The sequence below is a fragment of the Mycolicibacterium moriokaense genome, assembly GCF_010726085.1.
GTDB lineage: Bacteria > Actinomycetota > Actinomycetes > Mycobacteriales > Mycobacteriaceae > Mycobacterium > Mycobacterium moriokaense.
Genome location: NZ_AP022560.1, coordinates 5,955,041 through 5,971,023, shown reverse-complemented (window position 1 = coordinate 5,971,023; position 15,983 = coordinate 5,955,041). Strand labels below are relative to the sequence as shown.

The window sequence follows — 15,983 nt, the reverse complement described above, 5'->3', positions numbered from 1 at the left end:
TAGGCAGGTCGAAATTGGACGACTAATCGATCCGATGGAAGAGCACACTGATGGAGAATTCCGGCAACGTCGCGGGAACCAGCCGAGCGCTGAGCGCCATCGCGTCGACGAAGGTGGCTAAGCCGTTTCACTACCTTGGTGGCTTCTTCGCCATGACGCTGGACGTCCTGGTATTGATCCCGCGTAGACCTTTCGCGTGGCGCGAGCTCATCCTGCAGGCGTTCTTCGTTGCTCGCGTTTCGCTTCTGCCGACGGTGATGTTGGCGATCCCGTTCACCGTCTTGATGATCTTCACCTTCAACATCCTGTTGGTGGAATTCGGTGCCGCCGACTATTCGGGCACCGGGGCGGCCTACGGGACCGTCACGCAAATCGGCCCAGTGGTAACGGTTTTGGTTGTTGCTGGCGCCGGAGCGACGGCGATGTGCGCTGATCTCGGGGCCCGCACCATCCGAGAAGAGCTCGACGCCCTGCGTGTGATGGGCATCAATCCGATCCAGTCCTTGATCGTCCCTCGCGTACTGGCTGCGACCGTGGTCGCGACCTTGTTGTCGTCGGTGGTTATTCTCGTAGGACTGGTCGGAAGCTTCATCTTCTCCGTATTCACTCAGCACGTCACACCGGGTTCATTCATCGGCGGGCTCACCGTCATCACCAACGTCGACGACGTGATCATTTCGTTGATCAAGGCTGCACTTTTCGGCCTGGCAGCAGGACTCATCGCCTGTTACAAGGGCATAACCGTCGAAGGTGGTCCCGCTGGCGTCGGCAATGCGGTCAACGAAACAGTGGTCTACACATTCATGGCGCTGTTCGCCATCAACATCATTGCCACCGCGGTCGGGGTTAAGGCCACGTTATGAGCGTCGGAGTCCCCAGCGGGATGTACCCGCGCGTACGTACCATCACCTCAGGTTGGGTACGGGGGCTCACACGCATCGGTACACAAGCCCGGTTCTACTTCAGGACCCTGTACTCGATCCGGGACGCACTGGTTCACTACCACCTTGAGACGGTGCGCCTGATTGCGCAGATGAGCCTGGGCACAGGCGCATTGGCCATCATCGGCGGCACCGTCGTCATCATCGGCTTCCTGACGATGTCGACAGGGGCACTGGTGGCGGTGCAGGGATACAACCAGTTCGCCAACGTGGGTGTGGAAGCGCTGACGGGGTTCGCCTCGGCGTACTTCAACGTGCGGTTGATCGCACCGGTCATCGCGGGCATCGGCCTGGCGGCGACCATCGGTGCGGGAGCGACCGCTCAACTGGGCGCAATGCGGATAAACGAGGAGATCGATGCCCTGGAGGTGATGGGCATCAGATCAATCGCCTATTTGGCATCCAACCGTGTCGTGGCCGGCATCATCGTGGTGATCCCCTTGTACTGCGTGGCGATGATCACGTCGTTTCTGGCTGCCCGGTTGGGTACAACGGCCATTTATGGGCAGTCCAGCGGAGTCTATGACCACTACTTCAACACGTTCTTGAATCCCATCGACATCGTCTGGTCCTTTTTTCAGGCGGTCTCGATGGCGGTGGTGGTCATGTTGGTGCACACGTACTACGGCTTCACCGCGTCCGGTGGCCCCGCTGGCGTCGGGGAGGCCGTCGGACGTGCCGTCCGCACCTCGATGATCGCCGCGGTGTTCATCGTCCTGTTCCTCTCGCTGGCGATCTACGGCCAGTCCGGCAACTTTCACCTCGCGGGCTAGTGGCATGACCGAATCTCTGGGCGAAGACCGGATACATCCGTTGTGGTGGGCCGCGATCATGTTTGCCGCGATCCTCGGGATGGCGCTGGTGTGTTCAGGCCTCTTCGCCGGGACATTTCGCAGCTTCGTCCCGGTCATCGTGACGTCCGACCGTTCGGGCCTGGTGTTGGAACCCGGCGCGAAGGTGATGATGCGCGGCGTGCAGGTGGGCCGGGTTGCGGCAGTCATGGGCGGAGGCGAGCCAACGAGCCTGAAGCTGGAGCTATTTCCCGATCAGAACCAATACATCCCGGCCAATGTCGAGGCGGAGATCAAGGCCACCACCGTATTTGGTGCCAAGTACGTCGAGTTCATCTATCCGGACCAGCCCGCAGCCAAGCGTTTGTCTGCTGGGTCGGTGCTTCGTTCTCGAAACGTCAGCACAGAGGTGAACACCGTATTCGACAACTTGGTAGGCCTGCTTCAACAGATCGACGTCTCGAAGCTCAACGCGGTGCTGACCGCACTCGCGGACGGGGTGCGAGGCCAGGGGCCACGTATCGGCGAGGCGACCACCGACGCCAACCAAGTGCTGCTTGCCCTTAATCCCAGAATGGACACCGTCGCGGCGAACTGGCGCTCCTTCAAGGGAGTCAGCGACGCCTACAGCGTTGCGGCACAAGATATCTTGGCCACCTTGGATGCCGCGAGTGTCACGAGCACCACCATCACGAGCCATGCTAAGGACCTGGATGCGTTGCTCATGAACGTGATCGGGTTCTCGGACTCCGGCAACCGACTTCTCGCCGGGAGCAGCGTGAACTTCGTGGATGCCGTCAACGGACTTGCGCCGACCTTCGACCTACTACTCAAGTACGAGCCGTCGTACACCTGCTTGTTGAAAGGATCCGTCATATACCTACAGGGTGGAGGGTATGACGCCATCGGGGGCAATGGCCGGACGGTCCTTGTGGACGCAACGATTTTGGCGGGCGACAACCCGTACAAGTATCCCGAGCATCTCCCGATCCTTGCGGCCAAGGGCGGTCCGGGGGGCAAACCCGGGTGCGGGTCGCTACCTGACGTGGCGAAGATGTTCCCGCACCGCTATATGGTCACCAATACCGGCTGGGGCACCGGACTGGACATGCGGCCTAACCCCGGTATCGGGAATCCCTGCTGGGTCAACTTCTTTCCGGTGACACGGGCCGTCCCCGAGGGGCCAAGTCTTCGACAATGTCTGCCTGGGCCAGCGCCGGGCCCCATAGTCCCGCCGGGTGCGCCTCCGTACGGCGCCCCGATGTACGGGCCGGGCGGGGTGCCTCTATTTCCAGCGGTGCCGCCTGCGCCGCCGCCCGAACCAGCGGCCGCCAGCTCGACAGCCGAACCAGCACCACCCCCGTCGTGAGTACGCAGATCGAAGGGAGGCCTCGTCGTGAACGTTAGCTTGCGGCGTGCGTCCATCGGACTAGCTGTGTTCGTGGTCGCCTGCCTCGTCGGCACTTTCGCGCTCATCGCGATATTCGCGCAAACGCGGCATCAAAGCGAACGCGTCTACAAGGCCAATTTCACCGACGTCAGCGGCTTGGCCGCCAACGATTTCGTGCGCATCGCCGGAGTTGAAGTCGGCAAGGTAAAGCGCATCTCCATCAGTCCGGACAACCATGCGGTCGTGGAATTCTCGGCCGACCCTTCGGTTGTACTCACCGAGGGCAGCATTGCGGCTATCCGCTGGGCCAACCCGATCGGCGACCGATATCTGGCTCTGTTGGAAGGTGCTGGGGGCGTGAGGAAGCTGAACCCCGGCGATGTCATACCCCTGGAGAACACCGAACCAGCGCTGGACCTTGATAGCCTGCTCGGCGGATTCCGCCCACTCTTCCGCGCTCTCGACCCGGAGCAGGTAAATGCGTTGTCAGCGCAGTTGATCGAGGCGTTCCAAGGTGAGGGCGAGACCATCGGCTCGTTCTTGCGAACTGCGGCCGAAGTGACGAGCACGCTTGCCGATCGCGATGAGTTGATCGGGCAGGTGATTACAAACCTCAACTCCGTGGTGGGTTCACTCGCCCAAGAGCGCAGTCAATTCGCCAAGACAGTCGACTCAATGTCGGAACTCGTCCGCGGGCTGGCCGAACGAAAGTCCGATATCCGCAATGCCATTGCGTCCACCAACACCGCCTCGGCAACCATTGCGGATCTGTTGAGCCAGGCTCGGAAGCCGCTCAAGGAAGTGATCACAGAGACCGATCGAGTGTCAGCGCTTGTCGTCGCAGACCATGAGTACTTCGATAACTTGCTCGCTTCGCTGCCAGACGCTTACAAGATTCTGTCTCGCTTGGGTATTCAGGGCGACTACTTCACGTTCTATCTGTGCGATGCGGTGTTGAAGATGAACGGCAAGGGCGGGCAGCCCGTCTACATCAAGGTGGCAGGTCAAAACACGGGACGGTGCGCGCCAAAGTGAAATCCTTCGAGGAGTACAACCCTGTCGTCATCGGAGCCTTAGGGGTCGCGCTGACCGCGACGGTCGCATTAGGGGCCTTGCAGTACGACAAACTGCCATTCATCAATACGGCCAAACACTATTCGGCGGAATTCGCTGAAGCGGGCGGGCTGCGAGCAGGCGCGGCGGTGCAGGTCGCCGGGTATCGAGTAGGCGAAGTCACATCCATCGAATTGGACGGCGCGCAAGTGCTCGTCGAGTTCGACGTCGACCGCGACGTGCACCTCGGCGAGAACACCGAGGCCAACATCAGAACCAAGAGTCTGTTGGGAGCCAAGGTTCTGGAGATAACGCCACGCGGCGATGGCAATCTGAACCGGATCCCCCTGAGTCGCACAAGGTCGCCCTACCAGTTGCCCGACGCCCTCGGCGATTTGTCGGCCACCATCAGCGGGCTGAACACCGCCGGCGTTTCAGACGCGTTGGACACGCTGGCGCAGACTTTTCAGAACACCCCTCTGGACCTGAAGCTCGCCCTACAAGGCGTGACGCGGTTTTCTCGAACCCTCGGTGCCCGAGATGCTCAGCTTCGTAAGCTGCTCGAGGATGCGAACTCGGCCACGTCGGTGCTGTCCGAGCGGGCCGACGAGATCGCCGCCCTGATCGCTAACACCAACGCCCTGCTGGCTGAACTGAGGTCACAAAGTGCAGCGCTGCAGCAGATCTCGGGCAACCTGTCCGCCTTCGCGCGACAGCTGTCGGCGTTCGTTGAAGACAACCAGACCCAACTGCGTCCGGCGTTGGACAAGCTCAATGGCGTCATCACCATGGTCGACAATCACAAGAAGGGCCTTCAAAAGTCCATCGTCTATCTGAACCAGTACGCGCTGTCTTTTGGGGAGGCGATCGCCTCCGGGCCATTCTTCAAGGCCTATCTGTCCAACTTGCTGCCCGGGCAGTTTGTGCAACCGTTTGTCGACGCGGCTTTCTCCGACCTCGGGTTGGATCCAAATGTACTGTTGCCATCGGAGCGAACTGACCCCGAGATCGGTCAGCGGGCGACCCCGGCCCTTCCCATGCCGTACCCCCGCACAGGACAGGGCGGGGAACCCAAAACTCAACTCCCCGATGCGATCACCGGGAATCCCGGCGACCAGCAGTGCGGTCCGCCCGGTGTGCCATTACCGGGTCCCGGCTGCTACCCGTACCGCGAACCGCTACCTGCACCGGCGCCGGGCGGACCGCCGCCGGGCCCGCCGGCTGCCCCATCTGGTTCGGCGACACCTGCCGACACGACACCCTCCCCGGTTTATCAGACCGCACCTGGAGAACCAGCGCAGGCAAGTCAGGAGGCAGGCCGATGATCCGCTCACGTAGCGTCCGCATCGTCTTGGGCATCGCATTGACACTTGCTTTGATCGGCGGCATCACCGCCGCGGCACGGTCGATGCTGCAGGGCAGCAGAACCCATGTCGTGGCCTACTTCGACAACACCAATGGACTGTTTCGCGGTGACGAAGTGCGGATCTTGGGCGTGCCGGTCGGTGTGATCGAGTCGATCGAACCGCTACCCGAACAGGTACGGGTCAAGTTCTGGGTCGACTCGAAGTACAAGGTGCCCGCGGATGCGAAAGCCGCAATCGTGTCACCACAGTTGATCACCTCTCGAGCCATCCAACTGGTGCCGGCATATACCTCGGGGCCCGTGATGCCCGATGGCGCAGTCATACCGATGGAGCGCACCGCCGTACCCGTCGAGTGGGATGACCTGCGCCAGCAATTGGAAAAACTCACAGAAGCGCTACAACCCACCGCGCCCAGCGACGTGAGCGCACTCGGGGCGTTCATCAACACCGCGGCCGATAACCTGCGGGGGCAAGGCAAGAACATCCGCGACACGATTGTGACGATGTCGCAGGCCCTTTCAGTATTGGGCGATCACAGCTCTGACATCTTCGGCACGATAAGGAATCTCTCAGTGGTCGTGTCGGCGCTTCAGGACAGCGCGTCGCTGCTGCAGCAACTCAACAGCAACCTCGCCTCGGTCACCGGCGCATTGACTGTCGATCCCGACGCCGTCGGCAATGCGGTCGAGGACATCGAATCCGCAGTCGCTGCCACCACCAGGTTCATCACCGAGAATCACGAGGCGCTCGGCACCGCCGGCGACAAACTGTCGTCGATCTCGACGGCGGTCCGCGAGAGCACAGGCGAAATCAAACAAGCACTGCACGTCTTCCCGAATGTTGCGGCGAATTATCCCAACATCGTCCAGCCGACACAGGCGGCGCTGACCGGTGCTCTCGTCGCTACCAACTTCGCCAATCCCATCTCCTTCCTGTGCGGCGCGATCCAGGCCGCATCGCGTCGGGGTGCAGAAGAGTCGGCGAAGCTCTGTGTGCAATACCTGGCCCCGATCATCAAGAACCGGCAGATCAACTTTCCGCCGTTCGGCGAGAACTTCTTCGTCGGGGCAGCCGCGCGTCCCAACGAAATCACCTACAGCGAGGATTGGCTGCGTCCCGACTACGTACCGCCACTGCCGGCAGGTACACCGTCGGCGTCGGGAGAGCATTCGCCGCCGAATGTTCCCGGCCCTGGGGCGGCGCCCCCATTGCCCGCCGAGACGGGACCGGCAGGGGGCCAGTCCGCGGAGCCTCCGTCGGCGCAGCCCTCGGTGTCAACGGATCCATCCGCTGGGCTACCCGGCATGATGATCCCGACCGGCGGTGGCTCATGAGAACAGCCCATCGGATGAGACTTGCCCATCGGTTGTGCTCGGTACTCGTCGCGGTTGCGCTGGCCGTGCTCATTAGCGGCTGTCAGTGGCGCGGGCTCAACTCATTGCCGATGCCAGGGACGCAAGGTCAGGGCGACGGGTCGTTCGTGATCACCGCAGAGATGCCTGACGTCGGCTACATAGAGCCGAACTCCCGCGTCCGGGTTGGCGACGTGAATGTCGGCACCGTCACCAAGATCGAGCGCCAGGGATGGCATGCGTTGGTCACGATGAGGCTCAACGGCGACGTCGAACTGCCCGGCAACGCGACCGTCAAGATCGGCCAGACCAGCTTGTTGGGTTCGCTTCACATTGAGCTCGCAGCACCGACCCAAGCGCCGCCTCAGGGGCGACTGCACAACGGTTCGCACATCCCACTTGCGCACGCCGGTGCTTACCCCAACACCGATCAAACGCTCGCTGCCTTGTCGCTCCTCCTCAACGGAGGCGGAATCGGTCAGGTGCAGGACATCACGGCCGCATTCGCCACTGCGTTTGCCGGCAGGGAAAAGGATCTGCGCAGCCTGCTGGAGCAGATCGACGAGTTCGTCGGACACGTCGACAAACAGACCGGCGACATCATCGCCGCTACGGACAGTTTCAACAGTCTTGTGGGGCAGTTCTCGGAGCAGAAGCCGGTGGTGGACAAGGCACTTCGGACAATCCCCGATGCGCTGCGCATATTGGCCGACCAACGCGACAATCTCGCCGAAGCTGCCGATGCTTTCGGCAGGTTCGCCGCGCTGGCCGCTGACACCGTGGACCAAAGCAAGGAGAATCTGGTCAAGGAACTCAACGACATCGCTCCGGTGCTGCGGGCGCTGGCCGATGCCGGACCAGACATGACACGGGCGCTGAGCGGCCTCGTGGCGATCCCATGGCCCATAGAGACGCTGTCCAAGTGGATTCGCGGTGATTACGGCAACCTCACCGCTGTCTTCGATCTCACCTTGAGCCGCATCGACAACGCACTGTTCACCGGTACCCGGTTCGAAGGCCAACTCACCGAGCTTGAGATGCAGTGGGGCAGAACGATCGGTCAGTTACCCAGCCCCTACACCGCGAGGAATCCGTTGATTGCTCCCTACCACGCAGACCAGGGGCCCTGATATGCGCCTGCCCGGACAACATTTTCGCCAACGCCTGAACAAGAGGGTCAAGGTTCAGCTGGCCATCTTCACGGTTGTCGCCACGATCGCCGGCGCTGTGATGGTTTTCGGCTACATCAAGCTGCCGGCCTACCTTGGCATCGGCCAATACACCGTCACCGTGCAGCTGTCGAGGGCCGCGGGCCTCTATGCCGGCGGCAACGTCACCTACCGAGGGACGGAGGTCGGCCGAGTCGCCGACGTACGTCTTACCAACACGGGTGTGGACGCGGTCTTGTCCCTGCGTTCCGACGTTCGCGTCCCCGGTGACGTGGACGCGCAGGTGCACAGCGTCTCCGCCGTGGGCGAACAGTACGTCGCCCTCATACCGCGCAGTGGCAACGGAGCGCCACTGAAGGACGGCGACGTCGTCCCACTCGCGCGCACATCGGTGCCGCCGGATATCAACTCCTTGCTCGACGCGGCAAACCGAGCACTACAGGCGATACCTCAGGCCAACGTCAAGACGGTCGTCGACGAGAGCTACACGGCGTTCGGTGGGCTCGGACCGGAGATCGCACGGCTTGTGAAGGGGTCCACCCAGCTGGCCATCGACGCCCGGGCCAACCTCGAGCCACTGACTGTGCTGATCGACCGGTCAGGTCCGGTCCTTGACGCACAGGCCGAAAGCGCGACATCGATTGAAGCGTGGGCGGACCACGTCGCAGATCTCACCCGGCAACTCAGTACCCGCGATGCCGCAGTCGCGGGCGTGCTGGAGAAGGGACCCGCCGCCGCCGAGGCGGGCCGCCAGCTCTTCGATCGTCTGCAGGCCACGATCCCGGTGCTGATGGCCAATCTCAGCAGCCTGGGCCGCGTCACGCTCGTCTATAACCCGGCAATAGAGCAGATCCTCGTCTTGCTGCCGCAGGCCATGGCAGGCATTCAAACCACGACCGTGGCCAACCGGGGGACCAAGCATCCCGGCCTGTACATGGATTTCAACCTCAACTTCAACCTGCCCCCACCTTGCACGACCGGGTATCTGCCCGCCCAACAGTGGCGCAGTCCCGCTCTGACCGATGTGCCGGAGCGCACCACAGACGATATGTACTGTCGGATTCCGCAGGACGCCCCTAACGCCGTTCGGGGAGCACGCAATTTTCCGTGCCTCGCGCAGCCGGGCAAGCGTGCGCCGACAGCGGCAATGTGCGAAAGCGACGAGCAGTACGTGCCGCTCAATGATGGAAACAACTGGAAGGGCGACCCCAACGCGACCCTTACCGGACAGGATATCCCCGCACCACACAAACTCGCCCCGACTCCGCCACCTGCTGCACCGCTACCTTCGGGACTCGCGCCGCCCGTGTCGGTCGCCTATTACGACCCCGTTAAAGGGGCCTACATGGGACCCGACGGCAAGCAGTACATCCAATCCGACCTTGCTCAGGGTGAGAAAGACAGGTCATGGCAAAGCATGCTGATCCCGCGGGCCGGCAACTGAAGGAGTAGAGCCTCGATGGAAGTCCAGCCTGAAACAGCGAATATCACTGGGGTGCAGTTGATTCGAGAGGGTAACGCTAGCACCGCGCGGGCCGACATGAGGCGTCCGAGCGTAATTTGGGCGGCGATCGTGTTCGGGGTGGCGGTGATCGTGACGCTGGCATTCGTGGGTGCCTGGCTGGGCCACGGCGTGATCCAGACCCGCCAAGCTCATGTGCAGAACCACGCGTTCATCGAGGCGGCCCAACAGGGGGTCCTGAACATGACCACGATCGACTACGCCGAAGTCGATGCCGACATTCAACGCATACTCGACACCTCAACCGGGAGCTTCCACGATGACTTTCAGCAACGGTCCCAGTCGTTCATCGACGTTGTGAAAGAGGCGAAGTCCAAGTCTGAGGGATCGATCATCGCCAGTGGACTGGAGTCGCAGGATGGCGATAATGCACAGGTCCTCGTGGCAGTATCCGTCAAGACATCGAGTGGCGGTGTGCCGGAGCAGAGTCCGCGGACATGGCGAATGCGAGTCAGCGTCGCGAAGGTTGGCGGTGTCGTCAAGGTCTCCGACGTCCGGTTCGTGCCGTGACCACAGACACGAAGGGTGCTGCGCCCACCCCTGCGGAACTTGAGGTGGATTTTGACGACTCCCAAGCAGACTGCTCACTGCCGGCCACGACCGCATACGTCGACGAAACTGTGCCGGCAGGCAAGTGGATCGGCAGGCGCGGGTGGCAGCGCTTGGTGGGGTTCGGCCTGCTGCCGGTCATGGCACTCGGGATGACCCTCGGAGTGGGTTACCTGAAGTGGCAGGAGGGTTCCGAACGCGAAGCGCGGGAGGCGGCTCTGTCGTCGGTGCAGGCCGCGACTGACGGCTCGATCGCGATGCTCTCCTATAGTGCCGACACCGTCGACACTGACTTGGCCGCCGCCCGTCCTCTACTCACCGGCGGCTTCCGCGAGGAGTACACCAAGTTGATCAACGATATTGTGATCCCCGGTGCCCGGCAAAGGAGAATATCGGCAACCGCGAAAGTACCTGGTGCCGTGTCGTTATCGGCCACAGCTGACCACGCCGTGGTTCTGGTCTTCATCAACCAGACCACCACTGTGGCCGAGGACGCCCCTACCGACACAGCCTCCACCGTGCGCGTCACCCTCGACAAGGACCGCGGTAAATGGCTTATCTCCCAGTTCGAGCCAGTATGACTCGGGTGAGCGCTCCGGCTCCAGTGTTCAGCGACAAGGTCGCTTGAGCCGCCCCAGCCCGCTGGCACTTGTGCGACTGGCTGGCCTGGAGTTGGTGCAGGGTTCGGAACTCGATCGCTATCTGGAACTGCTCCACTGGCAATCACTGCGTCGCGAACGCAGTGCCAACGAAAGGTTGAAAGAATGGATCATCTCACATGGTCGGTTTCCGATGGTGTCGGCATGATTGTGCTAAACCGTCCGGAAGCTCGAAATGCCTTCACGTTACCGATGATCCGAGAGTGGGAGGCGTTGCTGAGGTCGTGGCGCACCGACGACAGCGTACACGTAGTGGTCTTGACTGGCGCTGGCGATAAGGCCTTCTGTGCCGGCATAGATTTGTCGTGGCTGACCGACTCGCGGACTCCGCTGGAACGTAAGACCGACCTGTATGCCGGCATCCAACGCATCGCGCTGGCCGTCGACGACCTGGACAAGCCGATCGTCGCAGCGATCAACGGCGTCGCTGTCGGAGCCGGCCTTGATATGGCACTGATGTGCGACTTGCGGGTCATGTCGGCTACCGCGCGAGTAGCTGAGGGCTATGTCAAGCTCGGCCTGGCGCCCGGCGGTGGCGGGGCGTACTACCTGCCGCGCCTGGTCGGCCTTTCCAAAGCGCTCGAATTACTACTCACCGGCGACTTCGTCGATGCGGAAGACGCGTTGCGTATCGGCCTCGTCAATCGCGTCGTCGCCCCACGCGAGCTGATTGCGGAAACGACCGCCCTAGCGCGGGCAATTGCAACCAATCCTCCAGCCAGTGTCCGGATGATCCGACGGGTGACCCGTCAGTCGGCCAGCCTAGAGCTTCGGCCCGCACTCGACCTGGTGTCGTCCCATGTCGCCATCCTCGCATCGACCGACGACGTCGGCGAAGCTCTCGCAGCCCTGAGCGAGAAACGGGCCGGCAACTTCATTGGTCGGTAGCCCTGTTCCAATCCCGTCAAGCCAAGCCGACCTGGGGTTTCGAATCAAGATTTAGGTGTGCCTACCCTCTCGTCAGGGGGAATGCTATGTTTTGCCTCTCCTAACTTAAGAGGGTGCAAATGAATCGTTATCTCGCATGGTCGGTGCCGATTGTTGCCGTGAGCCTCATCGTCGCCGGCTGCTCCAGTAACAAGTCCAGCGGTACCGAGGAGACATCCTCCGCCAGCGCCACGACCACCACGTCGAGTGCGGCTGCGGCGGCTGCCGATCCTCTGGCAGAGCAGGCCGCAGCGGAGTACAAGACATACGCGAGCGGTCAGATCGACGAACTCGTCGTCGCCGTCAAGGTGCTGACCGACGCAGTGCGGGCGAACAACCTGAAGGCCGCGCAGGATGCCTACGCACCGTCGCGCGTCCCGTGGGAGCGCATCGAGCCGCTGGCCGGTCTGGTCGAGGAGATCGACGGCAAGGTGGACGCCCGAGTTGACGACTTCGCCGGCGTGGACGACGCCGGGTTCACCGGCTGGCACCGCCTGGAGTACCTGCTGTTCGACAAGAACACGACCGAGGGCGGCGCCCAGTTCGCCGACCAGCTGGACAAGGACATCGCGTCGCTGAAGGAGCAGTTCCCCTCGGTCGAGGTGAAGCCCGTCGACGTCGCAACCGGTGCCGCCGAGCTGATCGAAGAGGTCTCCGAAGGCAAGATCACCGGCGAGGAGGACCGCTACTCCAAGACCGACCTGTGGGACTTCGACGCCAACCTGCAGGGCTCGCAGGCCGCGATCGACAAGCTGAAACCCGCTCTGGAGAAGGCCGATCCGGCGCTGCTCGGCAAGATCGAGGCCGGGTTCGCGGACATCTACGCCACGCTGGCGCCGCTGCGCCGCGGGGACGGCTGGGTGCTCTACTGCACCGAGAATGACCCGTACCCCTCGCCCCGGTGCACCGGTGTGACAGTCGACCCCACGACCGTCGACAAGCTCAAGGCCCAGCTGGCAGGTCTGTCGGAGAACGTGTCCCAGGTCGCGGGGGTGTTGAACCTGTCGTGACCGAGCAGCCGCGTCGGGGCATCTCGCGTCGAGGATTCGTCACGGGTGCCCTGAGCGCGGGTGCGGGAGCTGCCGTGGGCGCCGGCGCCACGCTGGCGTTGACGAACTCCGGTGAGCGGCAGCCTCCCGTACCCGCGGCACAGTCGAGGTTCGTGCCCTTCGAGGGCGTGCATCAGACGGGTGTCACCGCGCTGCCGATACCCGAGCAGGGGCTGGTGGCGTCGTTCACCGTCCAGTCCAAGGATCGAGCCGGGCTGACGACGGCGCTCCAGGAGCTCACCGAGGAAATCCGCGGGTTGATGGCCGGCAAGCCGCCGGAGACGCGCGACGCCGCCTACCCACCGGTGGACTCGGGCATCCTCGGCGAGAAGCCGCCCCCGGACAACCTCTCGATCGTGGTGGGGGTCGGGGCATCGCTCTTCGACGACCGCTTCGGGCTTGCCGATCGCAAGCCCAAGGAACTGGAAACGATGCCGTTCCTTGCCAACGACCGGCTGGACCCCAAGCTCTCGCACGGGGACATCTCGGTGATCTTCGAAGCCGGACACAATGACACGGTTCAGTTCGCGCTGCGTCAGGTGATGCGGCGCACGCGACGTGATCTGGTGTTGCGCTGGATGATCGACGGCTATGCCCGCGGCATCGGCGCGGGTGTGGCGTCGGGAGCGACGACTCCGCGAAACCTGTTGGGCTTCAAGGACGGGACGGCCAACCTCGACGTCGACGACCAGGCCGTGATGGATCGACACGTCTGGGTGGGACCCGACGACGGCGAACCCGAATGGGCGGTCGGCGGCTCGTATCAGGCGATCCGCATCATCCGGATGTTCGTGGAGTTCTGGGACCGCACCCGGCTCGTCGAACAGGAGCAGCTCATCGGCCGCTCCAAGGTCAGCGGTGCGCCGCTGGGGCTCACGGGCGAATTCACCGACCCCGACTACCCGTCAGACCCCGACGGTAAGCGCATCCCGCTGGACGCACACATCCGGCTGGCGAATCCGCGCACGCCCGAAACGGACGAAAACCTCATCCTGCGGCGCGGTTTCAACTACTCGCGAGGTTTCGACGGCGCGGGCCGACTGGATCAGGGGCTGGCGTTCGTCGCCTACCAGCGGAGCCTGGAGAAGGGCTTCCTCACCGTGCAGCGGCGGCTCAAGGGCGAGCCGCTCGAGGAGTACATCATGCCGGTGGGCGGCGGCTTCTTCTTCGTGCTGCCTGGCGTCACCGGTCCGGATCGGTTCCTGGGCGATCTGCTGGTGAAGTGAGTGTCGCCCACAGGTAGGAGTAGATCAGCGCGGACTTGAACGCCGTCTGTGCGTTGTCCGCGGCACCGGCGTGGCCGCCCTCGATGTTCTCGTAGTAGTGCACGGTGTGGCCGGCGTCCTCGAGTGCCGCGGCCATCTTCCTGGCATGCCCAGGATGCACCCGGTCGTCGCGCGTCGACGTCGTGATCAGTACCGGCGGATAGTGCCGCTCGGCGGAGATGTTCTGGTACGGCGAGTATTTCGAGATGAACGCCCAATCATCGGGGTTGTCCGGATCCCCGTACTCGGCCATCCACGATGCGCCGGCGAGCAGTAGGTGGAAGCGGCGCATGTCCAGCAGGGGCACGCTGCACACCAACGCGCCGAACAACTCGGGATACTGCGTCAGCATGACGCCCATCAGCAGGCCGCCGTTGCTGCCGCCCTGAGCGCCGAGCTGTTCGACGGTGGTGATGCCTCGGTCGACGAGATCCTTCGCCACCGCCGCGAAGTCCTCGTAAACCAGATGCCTGTTCTCGCGTATCGCCTGGGTGTGCCACGTCGGCCCGTACTCGCCACCGCCGCGGATGTTTGCCAGCACATAGGTACCACCGCGCGCCAGCCACAGCCGGCCGAGCACGCCCGCGTACCCCGGTGTGTTGGCGACCTCGAAACCGCCGTACCCACTGAGCAGTGTCGGTCCGGGGCCCGTCGCGTCACGGTGCCCCACAACGAAGTACGGAATCTTCGTGCCGTCGGCAGAGGCGACGAAGTGCTGGGTCACCCCGAGGTCGGATGCGTCGAAGAACTCGGGAGCGCTCTTCACAGGGATCACCTCGGTGCCCGCGCGGCCCCACAGCAGCTGCGACGGAACGGTGAAACCGCTTGAGTCAAGGAAGAACTCGTCGCCGTACTCGTCGATGTCGACCAGCACGGTGTTGGTGTTCGGCGGGATGCCGGCAATGGGGGAGCGCTCCCAGGTCCCAGGCGTGACGAGCTCCACGTGGCTGGACACATCCACCAGTGCGATGAGCACCAGGTGGTCGCGGGTCCATGCATAGTTGTCCAGGCTGGAATGTTCATCGGGTTCGAAGACGACGGCCAGTTCCTCACTGCCGGCGAGGAATTCGTCATAGCGGACGGCAAGCAGTGAACCCGGCCGGTAGGTGATGCCGCCAACGGTCCACTCGCTGCGGGGTCGGATCAGCAACCACTCGCGGTGCACCGACATGCCCGCGTCGGTGGGCACCGGGATGGGAATGAGGTCCTCGCCGCGGAGTTCGTAGCGGTCGCGGTTGAAGAAATCGAACGACCGCGTGATGAAGAGCCGCTCGAAGCCGGGCGTCGGGTCGTAGCCGCCGCCCACGCTGACATCCGTCGACTCACCCTCGAACAGGGTCTCGGCGCTGTCCAGCGGTTGGCCGCGCCGCCAGCGTTTCACGATCCGCGGGTACCCGGAGTCCGTCATCGCACCTGGGCCGAATTCGGTGCCCACCAGCACCGCGTCGCGGTCCTGCCACGTGATACTCGACTTCGCTTCAGGCAGCTCGAAGCCGTCGGCGACGAATTGCCGTTTCTGCATGTCGAATTCGCGCACCACGGTGGCGTCGGCACCACCGCGGGACAGCTCGATCAGCGCCAACGAGTGATCGGGCTCCAGCACGTCGGCGCCGGCCCACACCCAGTTCTCGTCCTCTGCATCGGCGAGTTCGTCGACGTCGAGCAGAACGTCCCAGTCGGGATCGTCGGTGCGGTAGCTCTCCAGCGTGGTGCGTCGCCACAGCCCACGCGGATTGGCGGCATCGCGCCAGAAGTTGTAGAGGTAGTCGCCGCGCCGCCGGACATACGGGATCCGCGCCTCGGTGTCGAGGACCTCCAGCGCCTCGGTGCGCATCTCCTCGAACAGGGGCCCGCCGAACTCGGTGAGGGTGGGTTCGTTGTGCTTGCGGACCCAGTCCAGCGCGTCGTCGCCGGTGATGTCCTCGAGCCACAGGTACGGGTCCGTCATC

14 protein-coding genes are annotated in these 15,983 nt (G+C 63.3%); 13 read left to right on the top strand and 1 reads right to left on the bottom strand.

What is annotated here, in order from left to right; genetic code table 11:
- Positions 1-50: 50 nt before the first annotated feature.
- The 13 genes from G6N43_RS29145 to G6N43_RS29085 all read left to right on the top strand — a co-directional run bounded on the left by G6N43_RS29145 (position 51) and on the right by G6N43_RS29085 (position 13,995).
- Entirely contained in the window at positions 51-863 is an 813-nt protein-coding gene (locus tag G6N43_RS29145; RefSeq protein WP_083156446.1) for an MlaE family ABC transporter permease, read from the top strand.
- A complete protein-coding gene (locus tag G6N43_RS29140) occupies positions 860-1,714 on the top strand; it encodes an ABC transporter permease (RefSeq protein ID WP_083156447.1) in 855 nt (284 codons plus the stop codon). Before G6N43_RS29145 ends, G6N43_RS29140 begins: the two co-directional genes overlap by 4 nt.
- A 4-nt stretch (positions 1,715-1,718) precedes the next feature.
- Positions 1,719-3,101: an MCE family protein gene (locus G6N43_RS29135; RefSeq protein WP_083156449.1), complete on the top strand. Its 1,383-nt coding sequence runs from the start codon at positions 1,719-1,721 to the stop codon at positions 3,099-3,101.
- 27 nt (positions 3,102-3,128) lie between these two features.
- Complete coding sequence (locus G6N43_RS29130) at positions 3,129-4,157, top strand: MCE family protein (protein WP_083156450.1); 1,029 nt, start codon at positions 3,129-3,131, stop codon at positions 4,155-4,157.
- The gene (locus tag G6N43_RS29125) at positions 4,154-5,500 is read left to right on the top strand and encodes an MCE family protein (protein ID WP_083156501.1); all 1,347 of its coding nucleotides are present in this window, start codon (positions 4,154-4,156) and stop codon (positions 5,498-5,500) included. Before G6N43_RS29130 ends, G6N43_RS29125 begins: the two co-directional genes overlap by 4 nt.
- Positions 5,497-6,876, top strand: a complete 1,380-nt coding sequence (locus G6N43_RS29120; protein ID WP_083156452.1) for an MCE family protein — start codon at positions 5,497-5,499, stop codon at positions 6,874-6,876. Before G6N43_RS29125 ends, G6N43_RS29120 begins: the two co-directional genes overlap by 4 nt.
- A 14-nt stretch (positions 6,877-6,890) precedes the next feature.
- Positions 6,891-8,024, top strand: coding sequence for an MCE family protein (locus tag G6N43_RS29115; protein ID WP_234810238.1), 1,134 nt, complete (start codon positions 6,891-6,893; stop codon positions 8,022-8,024).
- Position 8,025: 1 nt separating this feature from the next.
- Complete coding sequence (locus G6N43_RS29110) at positions 8,026-9,507, top strand: MCE family protein (RefSeq protein WP_083156455.1); 1,482 nt, start codon at positions 8,026-8,028, stop codon at positions 9,505-9,507.
- A 96-nt stretch (positions 9,508-9,603) separates the two neighbouring features.
- Positions 9,604-10,095: an Rv1363c family protein gene (locus G6N43_RS29105; RefSeq protein WP_083156461.1), complete on the top strand. Its 492-nt coding sequence runs from the start codon at positions 9,604-9,606 to the stop codon at positions 10,093-10,095.
- A 179-nt stretch (positions 10,096-10,274) separates the two neighbouring features.
- Entirely contained in the window at positions 10,275-10,715 is a 441-nt protein-coding gene (locus G6N43_RS29100) for an Rv1363c family protein (RefSeq protein ID WP_083156503.1), read from the top strand.
- Between the two features lie 183 nt (positions 10,716-10,898).
- Positions 10,899-11,681 carry an enoyl-CoA hydratase/isomerase family protein gene (locus G6N43_RS29095; protein WP_083156463.1) on the top strand — a complete coding sequence of 261 codons (783 nt, stop codon included), beginning with the start codon at positions 10,899-10,901 and terminating at the stop codon, positions 11,679-11,681.
- Between the two features lie 119 nt (positions 11,682-11,800).
- Positions 11,801-12,730 carry an EfeM/EfeO family lipoprotein gene (locus tag G6N43_RS29090; protein ID WP_083156464.1) on the top strand — a complete coding sequence of 310 codons (930 nt, stop codon included), beginning with the start codon at positions 11,801-11,803 and terminating at the stop codon, positions 12,728-12,730.
- A complete protein-coding gene (locus tag G6N43_RS29085; RefSeq protein ID WP_083156466.1) occupies positions 12,727-13,995 on the top strand; it encodes a Dyp-type peroxidase in 1,269 nt (422 codons plus the stop codon). Before G6N43_RS29090 ends, G6N43_RS29085 begins: the two co-directional genes overlap by 4 nt.
- On the opposite strand, the gene G6N43_RS29080 is transcribed toward G6N43_RS29085, so the two are convergent.
- Complete coding sequence (locus G6N43_RS29080) at positions 13,952-15,982, bottom strand: prolyl oligopeptidase family serine peptidase (RefSeq protein WP_083156467.1); 2,031 nt, start codon at positions 15,980-15,982, stop codon at positions 13,952-13,954. The genes G6N43_RS29085 and G6N43_RS29080 overlap by 44 nt on opposite strands.
- Position 15,983: the final 1 nt, after the last annotated feature.

What these genes read in the sequence shown, in the direction of transcription:
- G6N43_RS29145 (WP_083156446.1), top strand. Translation starts at nt 51, where the DNA reads ATGGAGAATTCCGGCAACGTCGCGGGAACCAGCCGAGCGCTGAGCGCC.
- G6N43_RS29140 (WP_083156447.1), top strand. Translation starts at nt 860, where the DNA reads ATGAGCGTCGGAGTCCCCAGCGGGATGTACCCGCGCGTACGTACCATC.
- G6N43_RS29135 (WP_083156449.1), top strand. Translation starts at nt 1,719, where the DNA reads ATGACCGAATCTCTGGGCGAAGACCGGATACATCCGTTGTGGTGGGCC.
- G6N43_RS29120 (WP_083156452.1), top strand. Translation starts at nt 5,497, where the DNA reads ATGATCCGCTCACGTAGCGTCCGCATCGTCTTGGGCATCGCATTGACA.
- G6N43_RS29115 (WP_234810238.1), top strand. Translation starts at nt 6,891, where the DNA reads ATGAGACTTGCCCATCGGTTGTGCTCGGTACTCGTCGCGGTTGCGCTG.
- G6N43_RS29110 (WP_083156455.1), top strand. Translation starts at nt 8,026, where the DNA reads ATGCGCCTGCCCGGACAACATTTTCGCCAACGCCTGAACAAGAGGGTC.
- G6N43_RS29105 (WP_083156461.1), top strand. Translation starts at nt 9,604, where the DNA reads ATGAGGCGTCCGAGCGTAATTTGGGCGGCGATCGTGTTCGGGGTGGCG.
- G6N43_RS29100 (WP_083156503.1), top strand. Translation starts at nt 10,275, where the DNA reads ATGGCACTCGGGATGACCCTCGGAGTGGGTTACCTGAAGTGGCAGGAG.
- G6N43_RS29095 (WP_083156463.1), top strand. Translation starts at nt 10,899, where the DNA reads ATGGATCATCTCACATGGTCGGTTTCCGATGGTGTCGGCATGATTGTG.
- G6N43_RS29090 (WP_083156464.1), top strand. Translation starts at nt 11,801, where the DNA reads ATGAATCGTTATCTCGCATGGTCGGTGCCGATTGTTGCCGTGAGCCTC.
- G6N43_RS29080 (WP_083156467.1), bottom strand. Translation starts at nt 15,982, where the DNA reads ATGACGGACCCGTACCTGTGGCTCGAGGACATCACCGGCGACGACGCG.